This window comes from Paenibacillus sp. MABNR03, assembly GCF_050455445.1.
Lineage (GTDB): Bacteria > Bacillota > Bacilli > Paenibacillales > Paenibacillaceae > Paenibacillus > Paenibacillus xylanilyticus.
The window spans coordinates 400,205-424,344 of the sequence record NZ_JBCIYR010000001.1 but is presented as its reverse complement, the minus strand read 5'-3'; the positions used below and the strand labels follow the sequence as shown (position 1 = coordinate 424,344).

20 protein-coding genes are annotated in these 24,140 nt (G+C 48.9%); 7 read left to right on the top strand and 13 right to left on the bottom strand.

What is annotated here, in order from left to right:
• Nucleotides 1-3 precede the first annotated feature (3 nt).
• From AAIH57_RS01895 to AAIH57_RS01870, 6 genes are all read left to right on the top strand, one after another.
• Nucleotides 4-1,824: a cache domain-containing sensor histidine kinase gene (locus AAIH57_RS01895; protein WP_430020348.1), complete on the top strand. Its 1,821-nt coding sequence runs from the start codon at nucleotides 4-6 to the stop codon at nucleotides 1,822-1,824.
• Entirely contained in the window at nucleotides 1,799-3,400 is a 1,602-nt protein-coding gene (locus AAIH57_RS01890) for a response regulator transcription factor (protein WP_430020347.1), read from the top strand. The genes AAIH57_RS01895 and AAIH57_RS01890 overlap by 26 nt, the downstream gene beginning before the upstream one ends.
• Before the next feature lie 119 nt (nucleotides 3,401-3,519).
• Nucleotides 3,520-4,434, top strand: a complete 915-nt coding sequence (locus tag AAIH57_RS01885; RefSeq protein ID WP_175396222.1) for a carbohydrate ABC transporter permease — start codon at nucleotides 3,520-3,522, stop codon at nucleotides 4,432-4,434.
• A 5-nt stretch (nucleotides 4,435-4,439) separates the two neighbouring features.
• Nucleotides 4,440-5,279: a carbohydrate ABC transporter permease gene (locus tag AAIH57_RS01880; RefSeq protein WP_175396221.1), complete on the top strand. Its 840-nt coding sequence runs from the start codon at nucleotides 4,440-4,442 to the stop codon at nucleotides 5,277-5,279.
• A gap of 98 nt (nucleotides 5,280-5,377) precedes the next feature.
• Nucleotides 5,378-6,694, top strand: coding sequence for an ABC transporter substrate-binding protein (locus tag AAIH57_RS01875; RefSeq protein ID WP_430020346.1), 1,317 nt, complete (start codon nucleotides 5,378-5,380; stop codon nucleotides 6,692-6,694).
• A gap of 23 nt (nucleotides 6,695-6,717) precedes the next feature.
• Nucleotides 6,718-8,364, top strand: coding sequence for an MGH1-like glycoside hydrolase domain-containing protein (locus AAIH57_RS01870; RefSeq protein WP_430020345.1), 1,647 nt, complete (start codon nucleotides 6,718-6,720; stop codon nucleotides 8,362-8,364).
• Nucleotides 8,365-8,490: 126 nt separating this feature from the next.
• Here the strand turns inward: AAIH57_RS01870 and AAIH57_RS01865 are convergent, their stop codons facing one another.
• Nucleotides 8,491-8,835, bottom strand: a complete 345-nt coding sequence (locus tag AAIH57_RS01865; protein ID WP_430020344.1) for a hypothetical protein — start codon at nucleotides 8,833-8,835, stop codon at nucleotides 8,491-8,493.
• Between the two features lie 121 nt (nucleotides 8,836-8,956).
• Here AAIH57_RS01865 and AAIH57_RS01860 point away from each other — a divergent pair, with 121 nt between their 5' ends.
• Nucleotides 8,957-9,364, top strand: a complete 408-nt coding sequence (locus tag AAIH57_RS01860) for a hypothetical protein (protein WP_175396218.1) — start codon at nucleotides 8,957-8,959, stop codon at nucleotides 9,362-9,364.
• A gap of 170 nt (nucleotides 9,365-9,534) precedes the next feature.
• On the opposite strand, the gene AAIH57_RS01855 is transcribed toward AAIH57_RS01860, so the two are convergent.
• The 12 genes from AAIH57_RS01855 to hxlA all read right to left on the bottom strand — a co-directional run bounded on the left by AAIH57_RS01855 (nucleotide 9,535) and on the right by hxlA (nucleotide 23,830).
• Nucleotides 9,535-12,711 carry a bifunctional cytochrome P450/NADPH--P450 reductase gene (locus AAIH57_RS01855; RefSeq protein WP_430020343.1) on the bottom strand — a complete coding sequence of 1,059 codons (3,177 nt, stop codon included), beginning with the start codon at nucleotides 12,709-12,711 and terminating at the stop codon, nucleotides 9,535-9,537.
• 357 nt (nucleotides 12,712-13,068) lie between these two features.
• The gene (locus AAIH57_RS01850) at nucleotides 13,069-13,623 is read right to left on the bottom strand and encodes a glutathione peroxidase (protein ID WP_430020342.1); all 555 of its coding nucleotides are present in this window, start codon (nucleotides 13,621-13,623) and stop codon (nucleotides 13,069-13,071) included.
• Between the two features lie 227 nt (nucleotides 13,624-13,850).
• Nucleotides 13,851-14,576 (bottom strand): LutC/YkgG family protein, encoded by a 726-nt coding sequence (locus AAIH57_RS01845; RefSeq protein WP_175396215.1) that lies wholly within the window; start codon nucleotides 14,574-14,576, stop codon nucleotides 13,851-13,853.
• Entirely contained in the window at nucleotides 14,566-16,083 is a 1,518-nt protein-coding gene (locus tag AAIH57_RS01840) for a LutB/LldF family L-lactate oxidation iron-sulfur protein (RefSeq protein ID WP_430020341.1), read from the bottom strand. Before AAIH57_RS01840 ends, AAIH57_RS01845 begins: the two co-directional genes overlap by 11 nt.
• Nucleotides 16,080-16,808: a (Fe-S)-binding protein gene (locus AAIH57_RS01835; RefSeq protein ID WP_430020340.1), complete on the bottom strand. Its 729-nt coding sequence runs from the start codon at nucleotides 16,806-16,808 to the stop codon at nucleotides 16,080-16,082. The genes AAIH57_RS01840 and AAIH57_RS01835 overlap by 4 nt, the downstream gene beginning before the upstream one ends.
• A gap of 87 nt (nucleotides 16,809-16,895) precedes the next feature.
• Nucleotides 16,896-17,657, bottom strand: coding sequence for a DeoR/GlpR family DNA-binding transcription regulator (locus AAIH57_RS01830; protein ID WP_430020339.1), 762 nt, complete (start codon nucleotides 17,655-17,657; stop codon nucleotides 16,896-16,898).
• Nucleotide 17,658: 1 nt separating this feature from the next.
• The gene (locus tag AAIH57_RS01825; protein ID WP_430020338.1) at nucleotides 17,659-19,152 is read right to left on the bottom strand and encodes a rhamnulokinase; all 1,494 of its coding nucleotides are present in this window, start codon (nucleotides 19,150-19,152) and stop codon (nucleotides 17,659-17,661) included.
• A 313-nt stretch (nucleotides 19,153-19,465) separates the two neighbouring features.
• Nucleotides 19,466-19,981: a DUF2500 domain-containing protein gene (locus AAIH57_RS01820; RefSeq protein ID WP_430020337.1), complete on the bottom strand. Its 516-nt coding sequence runs from the start codon at nucleotides 19,979-19,981 to the stop codon at nucleotides 19,466-19,468.
• 108 nt (nucleotides 19,982-20,089) lie between these two features.
• Nucleotides 20,090-21,892, bottom strand: a complete 1,803-nt coding sequence (pepF, locus tag AAIH57_RS01815; protein WP_430020336.1) for an oligoendopeptidase F — start codon at nucleotides 21,890-21,892, stop codon at nucleotides 20,090-20,092.
• A gap of 173 nt (nucleotides 21,893-22,065) precedes the next feature.
• A complete protein-coding gene (locus AAIH57_RS01810; protein WP_095287596.1) occupies nucleotides 22,066-22,425 on the bottom strand; it encodes a winged helix-turn-helix transcriptional regulator in 360 nt (119 codons plus the stop codon).
• A gap of 204 nt (nucleotides 22,426-22,629) precedes the next feature.
• Entirely contained in the window at nucleotides 22,630-23,193 is a 564-nt protein-coding gene (gene hxlB, locus AAIH57_RS01805; RefSeq protein WP_175396209.1) for a 6-phospho-3-hexuloisomerase, read from the bottom strand.
• A 4-nt stretch (nucleotides 23,194-23,197) separates the two neighbouring features.
• Nucleotides 23,198-23,830: a 3-hexulose-6-phosphate synthase gene (gene hxlA, locus AAIH57_RS01800; protein ID WP_090993813.1), complete on the bottom strand. Its 633-nt coding sequence runs from the start codon at nucleotides 23,828-23,830 to the stop codon at nucleotides 23,198-23,200.
• Nucleotides 23,831-24,140 lie beyond the last annotated feature (310 nt).

Sequence of the window (24,140 nt, the reverse complement as noted above, 5' to 3'; positions counted from 1 at the left end):
TGGATGTTCTTTTCATTAAAAAGCCGGCTGATTGCCTTGATTATTGTCTTGTTTGTCCTCTCATTCGGCACGCTCTCCTTCCTGCTATTTGCGGAATCACGGGCTGTCATACGCTCCTATATCGAATCCTCTGCTCTGGAGAAAATGGAGGAATACGGCTCTTATATTGATATGGTCCAAATGCAGATTTACGATGCAGCCTCCCTCGTCTTCAACAGTGATATGGCGAAAAGTTGGGATAATGCCCTGAGTGATCCGCAGTTGTCCGAGGGGGAGAAAATGTTGGCAAACCTTGCCATGAGCCGATTTCTGACGCAGGCTACGAACAGTTACACCAGTATTTCCGATGTGTCCATCTATCGACTAAACGGGCTTCGGATTGGCGCCGAAAATCAGGTCACCAATGACCCTGCCTTTTTGCAAGAATCATGGTATACGAATTTTTTCGCATCCGGAGACCGATGGCTGTCGGCACATACTGACGAGCATGAACGCGTTAGAGATCATGGCAATCCGGTGGTTAGCCTGCTCATGCCTATTGGAACCTTCCATCATGCTACGGCACGTAATGTCATGAAGGTCAATGTAAGCGAGTCCTACTTTCTGGAACCACTAAGCCGGATTCATCTGGCTAAGAACAGCACCATTTTTCTGCTGAACGAACAAGGCCAGCCCATCCTCTCCCAAAAGGCTCATGAACTTGGGACGAGGGCCGTATCCCAAATCGATCTTATACGAAAGAGTACACCGAAATCAGGTGTTGAATATCTGAGCAATGATGAGGGTAAACGGGACATTATGGTATACAAAAAATTGGGACGCACGGGCTGGATGCTGGTTGGTTTGGCACCGGAGAAAGAAATGTATTCCTCTCTGCACAAACTCCAAACGACAACACTTGTAGTCACGATCGCCGTGATATTTCTGTCCCTGTGTGCTGCGGCCTGGCTGTCTTACGGGGTAACCAAACCCTTGACACGTCTTGTGCTGGCGATGAGGCAGGTGCAGCGTGGTGCTTTTGACCAGGCCGAGTCTCTACTGCCTCCGGACCAAAATGTAAAAAGCGAGATCAGTTATGTCGTCTCTACCTTCCGCTACATGATCCTCCGGCTGAGACAGCATATCCAAAATGAATTCGAGTTGAAACTGCTTCGGCAGCAAGCCGAATATAAAGCACTGCTGATGCAGATTAACCCTCATTTTATGTTCAACACGCTGGAGCTGGTAAGCAGTCTCGCCATGCAGCGTCGAACAGACGATACCGTGCAGGTCATAGAGGATCTTGGCAAAATGATGCGGTACTCCATGCATACGAATGATGATCTTGTATCATTGGCCGAGGAACTTGCATATGTCCGCCACTACATCTCCATTCTGCAAACCCGTTTCGGTCCTAAACTTGAAATCTCCATTAAGGAATCGGGCGGTCTGGATCGTCTCGTCATCGTCAAGTTTATTCTGCAGCCGTTGATCGAGAATGCCGTGAAATACAGCTTCCAGCACCAAACTACTGCACAGGTGCATATTCGAATTATCAGATTGGACCAACGTCTGCAAATCCAGATAAAGGACAACGGACCCGGCATGCCCCAGGAGATCATATCCAGACTCCAGGATCCTCAGGCTGTCACCTCACAGCTGGAGCCGATTCTACGGAATTCAGGCTGGCACATTGGACTTGGAAATGTGATTGCCCGGTGTCGCCTGCATTACGGCTCCCTTTTTGCCATTCATATTACAAACGGGGATGCCCAGGGCACATGTATCGAACTGATTCTACCCGTACAGGAGGATAATCATGTACAACGTATTGATCGCCGATGATGAAATCGAAGTTCGCGAAGGTCTGAAACTGAAAGTGGACTGGGATGGAATGGGCTTTGCTATCTCAGGTGAGGCAGCCAACGGCGTTGAAGCTGTTGAACTGCTGAAACAAGGTCCGTTTGATCTGCTCGTAACAGATATGAACATGCCTGTCATGGATGGAGTGCAGCTGCTGGATATTTGCAGAATCCACAATCCGTCCATTGAAATTATCATTATTACCGGATATGAAGATTTCCAATACGCCAGAGCCGGAGTCCGCAGTCATGCCATGGACTACCTTTTGAAGCCAGTGACGCGGGAAGATCTGAGAACAGCCTTAACCAAGATCAAAGAGGAAATGGACAAGAAACGAAAGACCCGGGATGATTCCGAAATGATGCAGTGGCGCCTGTCCCAATACTATCAACAGATGAAAACACACTTCCTGCTGGATCTCGTGAAGGGCAGCAAGCTCCCTCCTTCTGCACTACCGGAACGAATCAGACTGTTCCATCTGGATGAATGGCAGTATTCCCAGGTTTGCTTCCTGACTGCGGGTCTGAGGGAAACAAGCCATCCACCTGCTTCCGAGACCCGTGTTCCGGAGGATATGCACCTCCCGTTCCAGATGGTCTGTCGTGAAATTGCCCAGTCCTATTCGGGGAGCGCACATGTTTTTCAGGATACAGCCCATCCTGGAATCATGCATTTCATGTTATTGGATGGCGTTCAGCATCAATTTGCGGAAAGACTGTCGGCACAAGTTAATTCCTATTTGACAATGGAAGTGCAGATGGGAATTGGGCTGACGGTAGCAGGGCTTGACCGCTGGAAGGAAGGGTACGTCCATTCCCTGCTGGCTTGGAACCTTGCCGGACGTCAGACTGGTCAAGCTCAGACCACACAGGTAACGGATCATAGCCCGCTGCTGCCAGAAGAGACCAGTCGCGCACTGCATCGATGCCTCATTCGAGGCGAACTGGATTCCTTCCGCAGCATGATTCGAAAAGAGCTGGATGATGCCTTTCGGCAATCCCCTTCCCGCCTCGTCCGGTGTCTTTTGCAAATTTCACTTCTGATGGAGTCAGCGGCTATGGACTACGTGCGTCATGCTCATAGCAAGCAATCTCAGTGGCTTTCTCCCGAATGGGTACTGTGGCTGGAAACCCCCGAGCAAGCGGATCGGATGCTTATGCAATGGGCACGGGATTTTGTGGATCTGCAGCGTCCATCCGAGATCACGGAAGCGAGTTTGATCGAATCGGCGAAACGATATATCGACGAAAACTACATGCAGGAAATAACGCTCACCTCTCTGGCGGAGCAATTTAATTATCACCCTTCCTACTTCTCGGAAATATTTAAGGCAGGAGCAGGCATCTCCTTTATTCAATATGTGACAGAGACCCGGATGAAACACGCAACACGTCTATTGAAGGAAACTCAATTGAGTGTATGGGATATCACCGAGCTTACAGGCTTCTCTTCACCAAGCTATTTCAGTGCCAGATTCAAAAAGATGCACAACATGAGTCCTTCGGAGTACCGAGTAATGCAATCCGAAAAAATCGCTAATGAGCATCCGAAGAAATGAGATTCCGGCCCCTTCGCTTCCCAGGTAAGATGAAGTTATCAGGTCGTTTACCGCTTGTCATGTAAGCGGATTCAATATTCTGAACGACCGTCCACTCTTAGCCTGAAGGGAGGCAAATCATGAAAAAAATGTCCACGCCCTTATACGGCCAGCAAAATAAGACAGCCTACTTGTTCCTTCTGCCTTGGCTTATTGGCCTATTCTGCCTAACACTGGGGCCAATGGTTGCATCACTGTATTTATCCATGACCAAGTTCAATCTGTTGTCGCCACCGACGTGGACAGGGCTCAGCAATTATGTGCAAATCTTCAGTGAAGATGATACGTTTCGCAGATCGCTAGGGCTCACCTTCTTTTATGTTTTCCTGTCCGTTCCACTTCGACTGGCATTTGCACTGCTGGTAGCGATGGCGCTAAACAAAGGCATTCGCGGACTAGGGATCTATCGGACCGTGTATTACATTCCTTCTCTCTTGGGAGGAAGCGTAGCGATTGCCATTGTATGGCGCCAAATCTTCGACGGCAATGGACTCGTCAATCAGTTTCTGAACTGGTTCGGCATAGCAGGACCTGCTTGGATTGCACATCCCGATTACGTCATTTACACCATTGTTACGCTGTCCGTGTGGCAGTTTGGCTCGGCGATGGTGATCTTCCTGGCTGGGCTTAAGCAGATACCTGCCGATCTCTACGAAGCATCCGATGTGGACGGAGCCAGTAAGCTGCGCCAATTCTTCCGCATCACCCTGCCGATGCTGTCACCCGTCATTTTTTTTAATCTGATTATGAGCATGATCAATTCCTTCCAGGCCTTCACTCCGGCATATGTCATCGGAGATGGTCGCGGAGGACCCCTCGATGCCACGATGTTCTACACCTTGTACCTTTATCTGAAAGGCTTTTCGTTCTTTGATATGGGATATGCCTCGGCACTGGCATGGATCATGCTGGTCATTATCGGTGTTTTCACTGCTATCGTCTTTCTCACATCCAGGTTTTGGGTGTTCTATGGCGACAACCAGGAGGGGAGGTAATGTATATGCCGTTCAGACGAAAGCTGGTTCAAACCGGGAGGCACATTGTCATTATCCTTCTCGGTCTGCTGATGCTATACCCGGTGTTATGGCTCATCTTCAGTTCGTTCAAACCAAACCAGCTGATCTTCACCAGCAGCAGTCTTATTCCGACCAGCTTCACACTGGATCATTACGTGAATGGCTGGAAAGGGCTGCAGGGCGTTTCCTTTGGCCGATTCTTCGGCAATTCGGCATTAATCTCGGTCATGAGCGTCCTGGGGAATGTCATCTCGTGCTCACTCGCTGCTTATGCATTTTCCAGGCTCCGATTTAAGCTAAAGACGCTGTGGTTCAGTATCATGCTGGTCACAATCATGCTGCCTTACCATGTGACGCTGGTACCCCAATATATTCTCTATAACGAATTGCAATGGATTAATACGTACTTCCCGCTTATTTTGCCTAAATGGCTGGCACAGGACTCCTTCTTCATTCTGCTGATGGTGCAATTTATCCGCGGTATTCCACGGGAGCTCGACGAGAGTGCAACGATCGACGGTTGCGGACAATCCCAGATTTTTTTCCGAATTGTGGTACCTCTCCTGGTTCCCGCACTGATCACAACCGCCATCTTCACTTTTATCTGGAGCTGGGACGATTTCTTCAGCCAGATGATCTACCTGAGCAAGATTGATCTGTTCACCGTTCAACTGGGCATACGCTCCCTGTTCGATCCATCGGGACAATCGGATTGGGGTGCATTGCTCGCCATGTCGACGCTGTCTCTGCTGCCCGTAACAATCATCTTTCTGGTGTTTCAGCGCTATTTTCTTGAAGGCATTGCTACAACTGGTCTGAAGTAAGTACCGATTAAAAGATTGTCAGGCTACGGTCTACCACTCTCCACATGTTTAAGTACGCCAAAGTTTCAAAATCACCATATTTGTTGGGAGGATGAACAATGTTTAAACGACTCAAGATGGGAATGGCCGCCTCACTCCTGTTACTCGCAACAGCCTGCTCTGGTACGGATCATACAGGCGCTGACGGCAATACGGATCAAAAGGGCGAAGCCAACGGTCAGGTTGAACTGCGCATGATGTGGTGGGGTGACCAGAAGCGAGCCGATATTACGAACGAAGCCCTTCAAGTATTTCAGGAGAAACATCCGAATATTAAAATTGTGGGCGAATTTGCTCCTTCCTCCGGATACTTTGACAAACTGAATACGCAGCTGGCGTCAGGCACTGCACCGGATGTTTTCTTCCTGGGTGGAAATGTGGTCGACTATGCCAAAAAGAATGTGCTGCTCAATCTTGATCCGTATGTTGGCAAGGAGTTGAACCTGGATGGCATGGATACCACCATGGTGGAATACGGGCGTCTTGACGGAAAGCTTCAGCATATTTCAGCAGGTGCCAACGCACGCGGCATTGTGATCAACAAGGCTTTGTTTGAAAAAGCTGGCATTCCTCTGCCTGATTCGGATTGGACCTGGGATGATTATGCGGCCATCAGCAAGGAGCTGTCTGACAAGCTCGGCGATGGTATATTTGGAACCTATAACTTCACGGTCGACGGCATGGACATCTACTTAAAGCAGCGTGGCAAACAGCTGTATGACATGAAAAACGGTACATTAGGGTTTGCACAGGAAGATGTCCTCGCATGGTTCCAGTATTGGGAGAAGGCTTCGGCATCCGGCGGTGTGGTTACACCTGAAATGCAGGTCTCCAATCCCCATGATGACACGAGCAAATCCCTGCTGATCACGGGCAAAGCCGCCATGAGCCTGCTTCCTTCCAACCAGCTGGCTGCCTTCCAGAGTCTGACGGAAGATCCGCTAATTCTGCATCCTGTTCCGCGTGGACCCAAAGGTACGGGTGTCGTTTTCGAATCCAGTCAGGGATTATCGGGCTATGCGAATACCAAGTATCCGAAAGAGGTTGCCACGCTAATGGATTTCTGGATCAATGATCCAGATGCTGCCCGAATTCTTGGCAATGACCGCGGCGTTCCTGTTACGGAAACCAATCGTAATCTTCTTCAGAAAGAAGCGGGAGCTGTTGAAGAGCTCGTTTATGACTATACCAATTTTGTATCTGAAGCCACCAAAACGGAACCTTTTGATGTGAGCTATAACCCTCCTGGTTTTGCCGAATTCTCCAAGCTGGCTCAGACGACAACCCAGGAAATTGGCTTTGGACGCAAAAGTGTCGAGGAAGCCGTATCGAGTTTCTACAACGGTACCGTTCGAATCTTCGAATCGAATCAATAACCGAGCCCCACAAGGAGGCGGACATGACAGAAGAACTAGTAAACCGGCTGCGCCAAATCTCCATTCAAGACCTCGTGCAGCCGGCTAAACCGGAAGATGCAAAGATCCTGCAAGAGTGGCAGGAAACTGGAGTTCGTTTTGCCGCATCAGACGGACGACTGGAAAAGGCCTATTACACTGCAGTAGAGAAGCTGCTTGCCTGCATTGTTCCCATGGATGGCAGCGATCCTGTTCTACAGGAAGGAGGAATTTATCTCGGCTGCTGGCTGGAGAGCACAGGTACGATTAACGCAGAGCTGCTGTCCCGCCTGGTTCCATCCGTTTCCCAAACGACCTATCTTAGCTTTGCCGCTCATCAGCGAGAAGATGGCTTGCTGCCTTATAAACTGACGGAGGACGGTCCTTCCTATCGTCAGATTCAACTGGTTACTCCACTAGCCCGAAGTGTATGGAACCACTATCTGCTTCACGGCCAGGACCGCATTTTCCTAAAAACGATGTATACGGCCATGTCACGTTATGACGAATGGATCGCGCGTCACCGGGATACTCGGGGAACCGGATGTGTTGAGGCCTTCAGCACATTTGATACCGGACATGATCTGTCACCGAGGTTCTGGCATGTGCCGGATACGCCCTACAGGAATGATCCTGCTGCATGTCATCCGGATTCTCCGGTACTGCCCTTCCTGGCCCCGGATTTGACCGCCAATATATATTGCCAGCGCATGTATTTGGCCCGTATGGCTGAGGAGCTTGGCGAATCCGGTTTGGAATGGAAGGCCAAAGCCGAAATCAGTCTGGATCGTCTCTTTCGTTATTGTTATGACGAAGATGAGCAGTTCTTTTATGATCGTGATCGAAATGACGAGCTGGTCAGAGTCCAATCCGATGTGCTGCTGCGCGTGATGGCCTGCGAAGTGGGCGACCAAGAATTGTTCGACAAGGTGTTACGAAGATATCTGCTGAATACAAGCAAGTTTTTTGCCCGATATCCCTTTCCATCCATAGCCATGGACGATCCCAGGTTCGATCCTTCATCTGCCTATAACAGCTGGGGTGGACCATCCAATTTTTTGAGCCTGATTCGAGCACCCCATGCCTTCGAAGCTCATCATCGGTATGTGGAATTGACCTGGGTGATGAATCCGATCCTTGCTGCATTGTCCAGAGCGCAACGTTTTGCCCAAAACCTAAGCCCATGGACCGGTGAGGAAGGCTTCACAGAAACTTACTCCCCTGCGATCCTGTGTCTACTCGATTATGTGGAACGATTATGCGGAATTATGCCCGTCGGTTCAGACCAGCTGTGGTTTACCGGACTTCTTCCCGTGGACATGGATCATGGCGAGGTGGTTGCTGGCAATACGGCATACAGCCGAACCGTAAATGGTCAGCATTTCGAGTTGGTGATTACACAAGACCATCTTATGGTTTACCGGGAAGGCAGGCTTCACATTCAAGGCCCGTCTGGCATTCGACTGGTTACCGATCGTGAGGGTCGGCTTGAAAGTGTCATTGGAATGAGTGTGCGGACAATTAAGGGTGAGCTCATCTATCAGGGGAAATCCATCCCGATCCTAATCAAAGGAAATGAGATGCAATGCTATACGGATGGTGTTTTAAAAACTGTCCGAGATATCGGCATTATCTATCCCAGTTATCAATGAATTAAAAGGCGCAAATGCAGAGACTCTCTCTGCACTTGCGCCTTTACTATTTCCAAGCTTTCATTAGGAGATCTTGTCCCTTCGATCCTCAAGCAGCAGCTATGAAAACGAATCAAACGAATATGATCAAGATTTGCGTTTCCACGCGGGGTGACGATAAAATTCAATCGTATCGATAAAACTCACGTTATACTCCTGCTCCACATCGGACAAGTTCAGCAGCTGTCGGTCGATTGCTTTTAATCCCATAACCACATCATGCCGCAGAAGGTCCATTGCAATTTTGCCAACGAACCCGCCCTCGATCTCCTTATATCTGCTTCGAAACTCTTCATTGTAGATCAATTCCGGAGTAAAGGATGCTTCAACAAACGCATTAACGAGTGTTAGCTCATTTCCTTCCATTTGCACGGCGATATAATAATTCCCGCGTTCATCCTTTATAAGATCTTTGTTTATTTCCACGTTCATTGGATTCACTCCCTATATCATATATTATGGACCTTGTTGAACAAACATGGGCAGCCAACTGCTCACCTCTGGACCTCTTCCGCTCATATAATAGGTATAAACGGAGAACGGAGGATGACTTATGAATTGGCATCATCTCCATACAGGCAAAACGCTTCAACAGCGTCTGGCAGAGCTGCAGGGACATCTGGCCGAGCTTAATACACCGAGATCAGGACTTGAACCGGGCCGCATCAAACGGGTGTACCCTCATCATTTTATCGAAGTCAATCGACAATTGTTTATTCCGCTCACCCTGTTATCCATCCGTGTGTTTGATACGCCGCAAACACGCCGAGGTGTGCGGGTAGGCATTCGCACCGTGTTCCCATCCAAAAACGCCTTTCGAAATATCCGACTGGTTGGCGTGGGAATCGATTATCTGGAGCTTCAGGGAAAGGGCAAATTTCCTTCCCGCATCCTGTTTCCTCTGACCCAGATCGAATCCATCAAACGTCCAGCACTGCAAAAGAAAAAGCAGACGCGCTGATTCGTATCGTGTCATGAATTCATGCTCCCCTTCAAATTATAACGCAACTTCTGCAGCTCTGCCTGCTTATGTCTTCATGGCAAAAACGGTGAGCACAGAATTTCTCTGTGTCTCACCGCGCAGCTTATTCATGTAAAAATAAGCGGATTAGCTCCATTGGGGTTTCCTCATTATAAGCCTGTCCAAACATCTTTGGCATAGCGCCCTTCCTGCTGCAAACGTTCAAGCCATGCATCAGCCTGTTCTGCCGAATTGCCGCCAATGTCGGTGTATGCTTTCTTCAGCGTATCTTCCACATCAGGGGCCATCTTGCTTCCATCTCCGCAAATATACAGATGCCCGCCCTGCTCAAGCAGTGGGATCAGCTTTTGGGCGTCGTCTCTCATCAGATGCTGCACGTAGCACTTGTCCTGTCCGTCCACTCTGGAGAAAGCGGTATGGAGCTGGACAAGCCCTTCTTGCTGTGCAGCTTCAAGCTCATTTTTATACAAATAGTCATGCTCCGGATTACGGCATCCAAAGTAAAGATGGGCTTCGCCAACCTGCTGCCCTTGTTCCTTCAAAACACGTCTTGCCTGCAGGAAGCCACGGAATGGTGCCACACCTGTTCCTGGACCTACCATAATAATCGGTACCTCCGCTTGATCTGGCAATTCAAACCCGGACTCTGGCGTCCGTATGAACATGACCACCTCTTCACCCGGTTTCAGGTTCGCCAGATAGTTTGACGCTATGCCTTTATATTCCCCTTGTCCGCTCCAGGCAGGAGCACGAACTACACTAACTGTGATACTGGCCTGTTCCGGCTGAACACGAGGTGAACTGGAGATGGAATAATATCTCGCTTTGAGTGAAGGCAGCAGTTCCAGGAAGCGTTCAAACGGTATTTCACACGCCTCGTATTTAACCAGATAATCCAGCATCGATACCCGCTTTCCTCGCACTTCTTCCATATACACGGATTCATCCAGAAGCGCTTCAAGCTCCTTCTTGTGCGGCGGGCACACGGTGTATGCTGCCAGCTCTCTCAGCTGTGCACGTGTTGCTGCTTCTTGCAATTCTACGCTGTGGCTGAGCAAGTCATACAGATTAACCGGCTGATGCAGAGGCAAGTGCGCAGCGCTTCGACCAGATGCATCCAAAACCAGGTGTTCCGTACCAGTGAAACCATAACGTTTTAGTACACGCTCCACGAGTTCCGGTGAATTTTGCGGGAGAATCCCCAAATGATCGCCTTCCTTGTAGGTCATGCCTTCAGGCAGTTGGATCTCCAGATGACGTGTACTCCGCTGGCTGCCCGCATCATGAAGTTCCCGGTTCTCGAGCACTTGAGCTACATGGGCATCATACGTATCTGCAAGCGGTGTCACCGCCAGTCCACTTACAAACTGTACGGACAATGAACTGCGCTCACTGCCTGAGCTGCTGTTCAGCTCAAGTCCCAACGCTCGTGCCAAATCCGGCCACAATTGTTCAGTCCAGTCCTCAACCTGCTTCTCAAAATCCCCGCTAGCATCACTTTCACCAAGAGGAGATAACCGCATTGCTCCCTTCGAAGAGAGCTGTTCATCAATCAAACGCGGGATGCGCTGATACGTGCTGGCCCAGTTGTGATCCCCGCATCCAAGCACTGCAAAGCGGACTCCCTCAAATTCCTTGTGATCTGCATGTTCAATCCATTCTACAAAATCCTTGGCATTGCTCGGCGGTTGGCCGTTGTACGATGCACTGACGATGACAACAGCACCTTCTTTAGGCAGCTTGCCTACTCGATCATTCAGTGCTGCCACTTCACTTCGAAAGCCTTGATATCGTGCATGATCTGCAATCTCACGGGCAATACCTTCCGCGGTACCCAGATTGGAACCATACAAGACAAGCATCGGGGTGTGATGGGCATTTGCCGCATCAGGCTCTTTTCTTTTGGCAGCCGAGGACGGCTGCTCCTGTACCGAAACACCTGGAACAGCCATGACAGGCTGCCCACCACGGGCACGAACCCGAATGGTGAAATGATCCGGCTTGAGTGTCAATGTCTCTTTTACTTTCAACTGGTAATCCGTATGATCGATCAGATCAAAATGTTTCAGGACCATGCCCAGCACAAGCGTTGCTTCCTGAAGTGCAAACTGCTGTCCAATGCAGGCCCGTTGACCATTACCAAACGGCTTGTAGGCATCATGCGGCACCTTGCTCGGATCCTCGAACCGCTCGGGACGGAATTCCTCTACATCGTCACCCCAAGCATCACGGTCACGATGCAGCTTGGGAATGAGCACACTTACACTATCCCCTTTTTGCAAAGGATACTTTCCTGCGAGCACCGTGTCTTCTTTGGCGTACAGGGAAAATGCCGGGGCCGTTGGCCACAGGCGCAATGCTTCGTTTAGCACCATGCGGATATATTTCAGATTGCGAACCTGATTGTACGTCGGAACCGGATCTTTTAAAATCTGGTCAGCTTCGGCTTGCGCCTTGGCCAGCTTGTCCGGATTTTTCATCAAGTAGTATATGGCAAAGGATAATAATCCACTCGTTGTCTCATGTCCTGCAATGAGGAATGTAATAATCTGATATCGGATATTCTCATCGTCAAGTGTTTCACCCGTTTCCGGATCCTTGCCGCTAAGCATATGGGATAACAGATCATCCGCACCTTCCTGAGGCTGCTCTTTGCGTTCCGCAATGATATGATCGACCAGCGTGAACATCGAACGAATATCCTGTTCGAATTGTTTCTTTTTACTGATCATCAGCTTGTCCTGAATACGAAGGCGCTGCAGTGAACTCATGGATTCATCCAGTGCGCGTACCATGCTCGTGATAAATGGATGCGGTTCTTCTCTGTAAAAGCTGTTAAACCGATAGTTAAATCCACATAATCCGATCGTATCCAGAGTGAGGCGCGTCATATCATCAGGTACGTTAACCGTTTCGTCGGGATTCAGCCTGGACCATTTCTGAACAAGCTGCACAGCCAGATCAATCATTTTGTTATGATATCCCTGCATTGCACGCTGGCTGAAGCTGGGAAGCAGCACGTTATGAGCTTTTTTCCAGTTGGGTTCATCGGTCCAGCTTGTAAACAGGCCATCTCCCGCAAATGCACGAACCTTCGCAAGAGGTGCCCACACACGCTTGTCGAATTTGGATTCATCCGTTACCTCGGCCACCAGCTCATGACCCGAAATATACAGCTCGCTTCGTCCCGGGTACTCCATTCGAAAGATTGGTCCATATTGGTCGGCAAGTTTGACCAGGGATTGCACAGGCTCCTCAAAGTTTAAATGTGGCAAGTTAGCCAAAGGGCCGAATGTTTTGGGCTGTGGTACTGAAAATGGGGACATAATCTTCGCTCCTCTTCCAACTTATTAGTCCAACCAAATAAATAATGAATGGTTTGAAAAAACTCCTTAAATTAACTGACATGACTTCATTTTCTGCAAGTAATCACATTTGATGCATAACATAGAAAAAACAAATCAGAACCGATTGACCGAATTGGTATATTGGTCATTTTAAAGTAAAAAAAATGGAGTGACATCGTTACCTTACTTTTACCCTAACATTTCCAGTTCCAATCTACAACAGTCTCAAAGTCATAGGACTATTGGGTAGCTGCTCTATCCAGAGATCCAAGTGGTCCCTTGGCCTGAGGTATTCAGGCCTTGTCCACCTTGGTTTTGGCAACGGCTTCGCTTATTCTAGAGCTGCTTGAGAAGTTCCTTTATTCGCGTTTCCATTCTCATCGGTTCAATGGTAGTCTCATAACGACCACTCACCTCTCCGTTTCGACGGATCAGAAATTTGGTGAAGTTCCATTTGATCCCGTTCCCTTGGTACAATGTCGGATGGTTTTCCCTGACAAAATGGTCCATCCACTGTCCTTCCTCCGTTTCCAGGTCATATCCCCGGAATGCTGCCTCTTCAGTCAAATGGCGAAACAACGGGTGAATGGATGGCCCGGCAACCTCAATCTTATCAAACATCGGAAAGGTGATATGAAATTCATTTTTGCAATATTCCGCTATCTCAGCGTTACCGCCCGGTTCTTTATGGTTAAATTGATCGCAGGGAAACGCCAAAATCTCCAGTCCTTGCCCCCGGTACTTATCATACAGCTGCTGCAGCGCCAAAAATTGTCTGGAGTAGCTGCACTTGCTGGCTGTATTCACAATGAGCAGCGCCTTCCCCGCGAACTCTGATAAATCACCAATGCGTCCATCCGCTGACGAAATCGGATAAGAATAAATGTTCACTATAAAGCCCCCCTTATCTTGTTAACAACGAAAAGTATCTAAATTGATTATACTCGCGGGTCGATGATAGGTTAAATATATAGATGCTATAATTTTAATAGTTTTTGTCTATGACCTTGAGTAATGACTATATAAAAAACAACTGCCCTGAGCAGAGCAGAACAGCTCTGCTTCACCAGACAGTTGTTGTATTGATTGTATGACTACCGGGCTTAAGTTCATATTTATTACCCCATAATTAGACCGTATACAATACCCGGACCGTGCACGCCAATCGTCAAATCATTTTCAATATCGGAAGATCGACTTGGGCCAGAAATAAAATGAATACCTGCGGGAAGATTCTCTCTTCCCATTTCATCAAATCGATTCAGCGTCTCACCCAATCTCGTATGCAGACGTTCTACCGGAATGACAATGATCAATACCGTTGGCAGCAGGCTTACAGAACGTCCCTTTTGTGGTGATGACAGCACAGTCACAGAACCCGTGTATGCTGTCGCGTAATCCGCCATGACCACTCCGATGTCGGCCTCTGCTGCCCGAGCTTTCCAGTTTTCATCTGGCTTGCTGTTCCATACGGAAACCTGAACTTCTGGCAGGCTCGCTTCGAGCTGCAGTTCGTCCAAAACCTGTTCGTTTTGCCGAATCAGATATTTGGCTCCCAGCTCGTTAGCCTTGATTGTAATAAAGGCGGATACTTCCTCCAGATTTTTCACCCGGACCACGTGAGCGCCGACACTCACAAAATTATCCGTAAATGCCTGTATGCGTTTGTCCTCATCCCAGTCCAGTTCATTCCAGAACGATGGTGCACCTCGAAAGGGTTGTGTTGGTGCTTGTTTCTGCCGGGGTCTTCTCAATTTGGAAGCAATCCCATTCATGAATGTTTCCTGCTTCTCACGCGACCGCTTCTCCAGTTGATCCAGCCATTCCTGATGTTCAGCGCTCATGCTTGTCGCCTCCTTGCTCTCGTTCACGCAGAATTCGCTCCATCCGGTTACGAACAGCTGAATCCATCTCTCTCTGATCCTTAGTCAGCTCCTGGTCCAGCTTGTTCCATTGCTGACGGAATGAACGCTTTGCCAGACTGGGTGCCACTCTGTAGGTGTTCCAGCCTTTTAGCGGACCCAGCTTGAGAGAGATACCGTCATTGCGTACAACCGCTTTCTGACCGATCTGCCCGAGACGAATGGCTGCACTGAATCGTTTCGAGTTCGACACCACTGCGGCGAATCCCTTCATGCCGGCACCTTCAAGCTTATTGCCGTGTCCTTCTTCCACCTTGCGTCTGCGGAGATACACAAGCATATCATGCAGAGGTATTTTGACAGGACATGCTTCATAGCAAGCTCCACACAAACTTGAAGCACTGGCAATGTCGTTCCACTCGTCTATATTTCCATTCAGCGCAGGCGTCAGCACTGCTCCAATCGGACCGCTGTAGGTTCCCCCATAGGCATGCCCGCCAATATGACGGTATACTGGACAAGCATTAAGACAGGCACCGCAGCGTATGCAGTTGAGCAGTTCCTGAAATTCAGGATCACCCAGCTGCAGGGATCGTCCATTATCCACAATAATGATATGCATTTCTTCAGGTCCGTCCCCGTCCTCCGTTCGGCGCGGCCCGGTTATGCCTGACATGTACATCGTCAACTTCTGTCCTGTTGCCGAACGAGGCAGCAGCGTGGCCATCACTTCGAGATCCGTCCAGGATGGAATAATACGTTCCATCCCCATTAGCGTTATTTGCGTTTTGGGTACAGTGGATACCATACGGGCATTGCCTTCATTTTCGAACAATACCATGGATCCGGTCTCCGCAATGGCAAAGTTGCAGCCGGTCATGCCAATATCTGCCTCGAGGAATTTTTCCCGCAGTTTTTTGCGTACAAACCCGGCGAGTACGGTGGTATCCGGTTCCAGGATTTCTCCCGCTTCCTTCGATAACAATTCGGCGATCTGATAACGATTTTTGTGAATGGCCGGGATGACAATATGAGATGGGGCTTCTCCAGCCAACTGGATGATGTATTCGCCCAGATCGGTCTCAATCGCTTCGATGCCGGCAGATTCAAGCGCATGGTTCAAATGTACTTCTTCCGACACCATTGATTTGGATTTCACCACGGACGCAGCTTCCTTGTGTGCCGCTATATCGAGAGCAATGGCAGCTGCCTCCACCGATGTATCCGCAAAATGAATATGAACACCGTTAGCACGGGCATTGTTTACGAATTCATTCAGATAATAATCGAGATATGCGATCGTGTGCAGACGAATCTGGCGGCCCCGTTCCCGCCATTCGTCCCAGTTTCCGTGTTCTTCCGAGGCGGATTTCTTCCCATTCCGCAGTCGTTCAGTAGTGAACTTCACAGCTTTGCGCAGAAAATCATCATTAAGCGCGAGTTCTGCTCGCTTTTTGACAGACACATCCATTACACCCGGTTGACTCATCCTGTTCGCACCCCCTCATACAGTAATTCGGCCAAATGCATGACACGCACCGGTTCATTCCGGTAACGCAAATTGCCTGCGATATTCATGAGACACGCCATATCCAGTCCAACAAGCACCTCTGCTTCGGTCTCTTTGATATGATCGACTTTCTCGGTTACCATGGCTCCGGAGATATCCGACATTTTTACAGCAAATGTTCCCCCGAACCCGCAGCAATCCTCTCCAAAAGGAAGAGGTACAAATTCCAGCCCTTTCACTGCGGACAACAGTGCCATAGGTTCATCCTTCACCCCAAGCAGCCTGCTGCCATGACAGGACGGATGATACGTTACCTTATGAGGGAAATGTGCGCCCAGATCTGTTATTCCAAGCACCTGCACCAGAAATTGTGTGAATTCATAAGCTTTCGCTTCCAGTCGTTTTGCCTTTTCAAGCCATATCGGTTCATCTGCAAACAGCTCAGGATAATGGTGAATCATATACGTACAAGAACCTGAAGGACAGACTACAAAATCGCTGTCGTCAAACGCTTCCAGGATCGTTTTGGCTGCCACCCTCGTCTCATCCCAGTACCCGCTATTGTATGAAGGCTGACCGCAGCAGGTTTGAACAGGCGGGAATTCCAGCCGAACGCCATGAGCGGCAAGCAGTCTCACCATCGCTTCTCCCACACGCGGATAGATGGCATCGCTGAGGCAGGTAATGAACAAGGAGACCTTCATAATCACACGCTCCCATAATCGATTAGTTGTTGGTCTATTATCGTAATTCTGTAGTATTGGGTCAGTTCTGAATGAATTGTATTTCGCTTATACGGTTGTAATTTGGATGTCGTAGTCCTTCAATCGATGGATTAGATCCCCTTCCTGCGGCTCATTGATGATCACAGCATGAACCGCATTCAATCCCGTTACCTTTGCGAATGCACGGACACCGAACTTGCTGGCGTCTGCGAGCAAAATGACCTGGTCGGAAATACCGACCATTTTCTGCTTCAATCTGGCTTGCAGTTCATTGGACTCGCTGATTCCACCACCCTCCAGATGCACACCCTTGCAGGACAAAAACAGTTTATCGACATGATACGTCTCCAGAGAACGTTCGGCGAGCGGCCCGACAAATGACAAGGAACGCTGTGCTAGCTGACCTCCGGTAGAGATCACCTCAATCTTGTCTTTGCTGCTAAGTTCAGTCGCCACCTGAATGGAGTTGGTTAGCACCGTCAGCGGAATATCCGGCATATTCGCAGCCATGTAACCTGCCGTGGTGCTGGCATCCAGCAGAATTCGATCTCCAGGGCGAATCATGGAAAGAGCAGCCTGGGCAATTCGTTTCTTCTCTTCCGCATGCGTTGTTTCCCTTACACGATAAGGGATCTCCGGCTGATCGTCCTTAATGCTCACAGCTCCTCCATGGGAGCGCTTTAATCTCCCGGCTTGCTCCAGCCGATCCAGATCGCGGCGGATGGTCTCTTCGGTTACCCTGCAGCGATCACTCAGCTCGGATACACGCATGCTGCCATTCTCATTCACCATCTCTACAATCCGATCATACCGCTCGGCAGCAAGCATGTTACACCTCACTCCCGGCTTGTGAATTCAATGAGTCCGTCAATCTCAGAAATCTGCCATATGCTTCTTCCCAAATGGGTCTATCCTTCGGTTCATAATCGGATACCGGGAACGAATCACGAATGACCTTGCGTGCTTCCCAGATATCCTTAAACGCCCCGCTGGCGATCCATTGAACGGCCATGTTGCCAATTGCACTGCCTTCCGCAGGCCCTGCCCATACCGGTTTGCCAATCGAATTTGCGGTCCACTGACATAACACTTGATTCTGGATGCCTCCACCGACCATATGCAGTCCATTGAAAGATTGACCCGATAATTGTTCCGTCCACTCCAGTACTCTTCTGTACTTCAGCGCGAGGCTCTCCAGAATTGAACGGGCGATGGCTCCCTGATTCTGCGGTTCCTGCTGTCCCGTATTCCGGCAATATTGACGAATCCGGGACGTCATGTCACCCGCTGGCATGAACAGATCATCGTCCGGATCAAAGAGACTTGCAAATGGAGGGGCCAGTTCCGCCTGCTTCAATAACTCAGCGTAGCTGATTCCCATCCCCTGCCGCTCCCATTCGCGCATGCTCTCCTGTAATATCCAGAGGCCCATAATGTTTTTGAGCAGACGGAATGTTCCCCCCGCGCCGCCTTCATTCGTAAAGTTCAGAGCCAGACTCTCGGAACTAATGGCAGGGTGATCAATCTCCGTACCCATTAGTGACCAGGTTCCACAGCTCAGGTAAGCGAACGAACGATCCGTTGCAGGGACAGCGACTACTGCTGAACCCGTATCATGCTCAGCCACGGCAATAACAGGAATGGCGGATATCCCCAGATCACCGGTTATACTGCTGCGGAGCTGACCTACTCTCGTACCCGGCATCACCGCTTCACCAAACATATGATCCGAGACCCCGATATGGGCAAGCAATTCTCCGTCCCATTGGCCGCTCACCGGGTTGTAGAGCTGCGTCGTTGTTGCATTGGTGAACTCATTCACTGCTTCCCCAGTCAGGAAGTAACGAAGCAGATCGGGAATCATAAGAAAACGATCCGCCGCATCCAGCAATGGTGAACCCTTTCGCTGCAGGGTTGCGAGTTGGTACAGGGTGTTAAAACTGAGGAATTGAATGCCTGTACGTTCGAAGATCCGCCGGGAAGTCAGCTCTTTGCGAACCTGTTCCATCATGCCGTTAAACTGTGCATCACGATAATGATAGGGATTACCGAGCAACTCGCCATTGCTCCCCAGCAAGCCAAAGTCCACTCCCCAAGAATCGATCCCCAGACTCTCCGGGTGCTCTCCTTGTTGCTTAACCCGTTGCAGCCCTTGCAACAATTCATGATGCAAACGCAATATGTCCCAGTGCATCCGCTCGCCGGCTTTGACCGGCTCATTTTTGAAACGATGGACCTCGGTTGCCGTAATTCCCCGGTCATTGAGATGACCCAGCAGCGCTCTCCCACTGCCAGCTCCCAGATCGTATGCCAGCACACTCACTGCTCTTCACCAACCTTTCTATACATATGGTACAGATTCTCTTTGCTTATTTGTTTGTTTGTTTTTGTTTTATACTGTTTTGCTTTATTTCACGAGTATATCACTGTTGTAAGCGTTTGAATACCCTGTGTTTAGTTCTTCTTCAACAAAAAAACGACCTGATCCCATGGATAAGTCGTTCTTCTGTTTGGATTCAGCATCTTGCATAATTCGATTCCACTCAATCCAGAGTACAGTATATAGACGAATAGGAGCATTTCGATCTATATATTGAAGATTGGAAGTCGCTTATTGGATTTATGCAAATGCTCTATTACGTATAAAACCGGCCATTGCTTACACCAGACTGAGGCTGCACATCTCTCTCGAAATGCTTGAACCTTGTCCCCTGATATGTGAGCATCCCCCGGTCGTTTTCTACCAGCATGCCGTAGTTGCTTCCGCCGACATTCAGTTCCAAGCGTTCCCCATTATCCAGTTGAAATGTTGCGTAATACCAGGTTGAAGCACTGCTATCCCCGCTTCCTCCAGTAACTTCCGTTCTCTTCGCCACCACAGTGCAATGCAGTGTGAGCAGCGTTGCTACATTGTTCGAGGACCATGTTCGCATTCCTGAAATAATCGCAATGACGATGACACTAGCAATAATAAGAAATATGGCACCAATAAATATCGAGCCAAATGCACTCATCGCCCCAAACTCGTTAAATCCCGAAAAAAATCCCCCCTGATTGCCCTCAAACCCCGGCACACCGTTCATGTCATCAAATACACCGAAGCCGTCCGTAGTTAATCGGCCCAGCGATGAAGATATGCTTATTGCCTTCATTCATCATCGTTCCTTTCCGGCTCCAAAATAAGATGCACCGTCCCCAGCCAAGGAGACGGTGCACGCAGACAACCCTACTTGCCTTGTCCGTATACTATATGAATGGAATCAGGAATACAGACGTTCAAGTTCATCAACCAGACTGCCAACATACGCCACAGCAGCACGGATCGGTTCCGGTCCGGACATGTCCACACCCGCAAGCTTCATAAGCTCTTGCGGCGATAGACTTCCACCTGCTTTCAATGCTTCAAGCCAGCGGTCCACGGCAGGCTGCCCTTCTTCGCGAATAAGTCCGGCTGCTGCAGTGGATGCCGTTAAACCTGCTGCATAGGTGTAAGGATACAGTCCCATGTAATAATGTGGCTGCCTCATCCAGGTCAGCTTGGCCCCTTCGTCCACAACCAGATCCGATCCCCAGAACCCGGAGAGAATATTTCCTTTGAGCTCACTAAGCGTCTTGGCTGTAATCGGTTCATCCTTGGTGGCAAGTGCATATACCTGTCGCTGTAATTCACCTTCAAGCAGGTGTGTCACAAAGTTGTGGTAATACGTGTTGAGCAATTGCAAAATCACCCAGCGGCGCATTCTTGGATTGTCAGAACGTTTCAACAGATGATCGGCCAACAGCATCTCATTCATGGTAGATGGTGCCTCAATGAAATAAAGAGAAGGCCTTGTATTGGTAAGACGCTGATAGCGTCCGGCAAGCATGAAATGCCCGGCATGTCCCACTTCATGAGCAAGCGTAAACGCTCCGCGCATATTGTTTGCCCATGAAATGAGGATATACGAATGTGATCCATAAATGGATGAACAGAAAGCACCTGTTGATTTCCCGGCGTTATCCGCGTAATCCACCCAGCGGTCACTGAATGCCCGTTCCACAATCTCTCCGTATTCCGGTCCAAGTACAGCAAGAGCTTCACGAATGAGCGTGCAGGCTTCCTCATATGTAATCGCAGGACTGAATTCAGGGTCAAGTGGGGCTTTCAAATCGCAGAACATCAGCTTGTCCAGACCCAGCTCACGTTTCTTGAGAGCCGCAAGTCTGCGCATATGAGGTGCGAGTTCCTGCTGAATAATATCCAGGATATTGTTATACATCTCTTTGCTTACTTGCTGCGGGCTGAGCAGCATATCGGTAACATCGTTATAACCGCGAAGCCGGGACAAGACAACCTGTTTTTTCACTTCGGTTGCATAACCTTCGGCAAACGTGTTTTTGTAATCGTTCAATTTGGAACTGAAGGCTGCGTAGGCGGAACGGCGCAGCTTTGTATCGGAAGACATTTCGTAGTTATTTTCATAGAAAGACCAGGACAGTGGACGGTTATTGTCCTCTCCATCCAGTGCATCGTCGAACGTCATGTCTGCCAGTTTACCTCGGAGGTAGATCCGGTATGGTGAATCCAATACCTCTCCTAGAGATGCCAGCACTTTCTCCGTTTCTGGCGAGAGACGATGTGCTTTTTCCTGAAGCAGAAGATTCAAGCTCCGAGAATAGGGCTCCAGTCCGGGAAGTTCGGCAATATAACGTTCCACCGTACCCTCGGGAAGATCCGTAATCTCAGAATTGACAAAAGACAAGGAAGACGACAGAGACGATAGGATATCTCCCGCTTTGGCCGAATTCTCAATGTTCACCGGATTGGTGCTGTCTTCCGATTGTTTAAGTCGCGCATAGGATGCGGTCTTGGCGATTCGTTCCTGAAGTGCTTCACGAGCGTCGAGACATGCCAGTAACTGTTCAGCACTTTCGCCAAGACGCCCTTTGAACGTTTCAATATGGGCTGCTTCTTCAGGGAGTGACTTGAGTTCCTGTTCCCACTCTGCATCGGTTCCAAACAAGTCTGCCAGGTTCCAGGTCGTTTCCTGGCTCACTTCGTCGCGTGTATGTATTTTTTCCATCTGTATATGTCCTCCTCCTTGCGTTTCCAATATCTCTCATCGTATCATATTCCGACCGTTTATACCTGACATCTCCCAAATTGAGACTTTTGATTCAAGTTCAATGGTACATCAAAAAAACCGCCGGGTTATGGAAATGTTCCATGCCACCCTGCGGTTCCTTCGGCTCTGATTTATTCTGATTTCCAGATTACATTTTCTCCGTAATTTTTGCCCCAATCGTACATTGCGCGCAGCACTGGCATCAGACTATGCCCATGATCGGTCAAACTGTACTCTACCCGAGGCGGCACTTCCGCATAAACCTTTCGCTCGATCAGCCGGTCTTCCTCCAGCTCCCGAAGCTGGTTGGTCAACATTTTTTGGGTAATATGAGGGATTAATCGCTTCAATTCACTGAAACGCTTCGTTCCTTCCAGGCCCAGATGCCACAATATAATGAGTTTCCATTTGCCGCCAATAACAGCAAGGGTCAATTCTTTCTCACAGTTGATTTCCTTCAGATTAATCCGTTCCTTGACTTCGGCTGCCATGGCTCCGAGCCCCCTTAGCTTACATTCTTATATCAACATGTACGTTATTCGATATAGCTTACTCTCAATTCTACTACAGCATGGCCCGAATGCATAGAAGACGCAAACCTGATAACTGCATCCATTACAGAAAGGACCGGATTCACCTTTTTTATCAAAGGGATCCCGGTCCTATCTATATGTTCTTAAAGTATACAGCGATGTCTATTCCAGATTCGCATGAAGGCCAAACATGTCTGCTCCAGTCAAGCTTTTCATTTCCATTAAAGTGAGAACCAGAGCATCCATGCCAAGCAGCAATCCCTGTTCAAAAAGTGAACCCATCGGCTGAATGGTAACTGCTGATCCCGCCGCTGCCGTGTCCTCTTTCGCAGATGCAGGAAGGCGAACGATGATATTTGCCAGTTGACCGATTGTGGACTCCGGCTTGATCGTGATCAGACCTACAGGAGCACCGGCTTTACTGGCCTTTTGAGCCATCGCTGCCAGACTGCCTGTCTCTCCCGAGCCGGAGCATAATAAGAGGAAGTCCTTCGGACTGATGCCCGGTGTAACGGTCTCGCCAACGACATATACCCGGAGTCCCATCTGCATCAATCTCATGGCGAACGCCTTTCCCATTAAACCTGAACGGCCAGCACCTGCCACAAAAACCTGTTCGGCAGCCAGAATATGTTCTGCCATGGCCTGCATCTCCGAATCGTCAATCTGGCTTAGCGTACGTTCCAGCTCCTTCAGAATGTCAGCTGCGTATTGTCTGCTGCTCATCCATTTACCCTTGTTGAACGAGACGCTGCATTTCAGCCGCAACTTTGGCTTTGTCTGCCTGACCAGTGATTCCACCGCCTACAATAACCAGATCGGGTTGTGCTTTGATCACTTCAGGCAATGTTTCCAATTTGATACCACCCGCAACAGCGGTTTTGGCATTTTTCACAGCAGCTTTGATCGTTTGCAGATCTTCGAACGGACTTTGTCCTTCAGCTTGCAGGTCATAACCTGTGTGTACACAGATGTAATCTACGCCAAGCGAATCAACTTCACGAGCACGTTGTTCAAGGTTAGGCACGTTGATCATGTCCACAAGAACTTGTTTGTTTTGTTTCTTCGCTTCTGCTACTGCACCTTTGATCGTACTGTCATTGGTTGCCCCAAGCACAGTGATCAGATCCGCACCAGCTTCAGCTGCTTTCATGATTTCATAACCACCAGCGTCCATAATTTTGAGGTCTGCAAGAACTTGCAAATTAGGGAATGCTTCTTTCATCGCTTTTACCGCGTGCAAACCTTCATTAATAACGATTGGTGTACCAATCTCAACGATATCAATATATTGTTCCACTTCTTTAACGAGAGCGATACCTTCAGGGATGTTTACCAGGTCGAGTGCGAGCTGCAGTTTCATGATTTATTTCTCCTTTGTTGTTCAGATATGAGTATTCCTATAGAGGATTTCTAATTGTTTAGCCTGCACCAATCTGCCTGTTCAGATGCATGCATGTTTATCTTCGCTACTCATTCATTGTAGAGCCTGACTTTCCATCCAGGAAGTACGCACTTTGAAGTCAGGTAGTTACCTACACGATACTAATGATCCACTTTTGTTGTTATACGAATCCAAATAATGAAAAATTAATTTTGACTAACCTGCATTGAAAGATCAACGAATAAAATTCCATCCTCACATTATCAGAAAAACCCTGCCAGATGGCAGG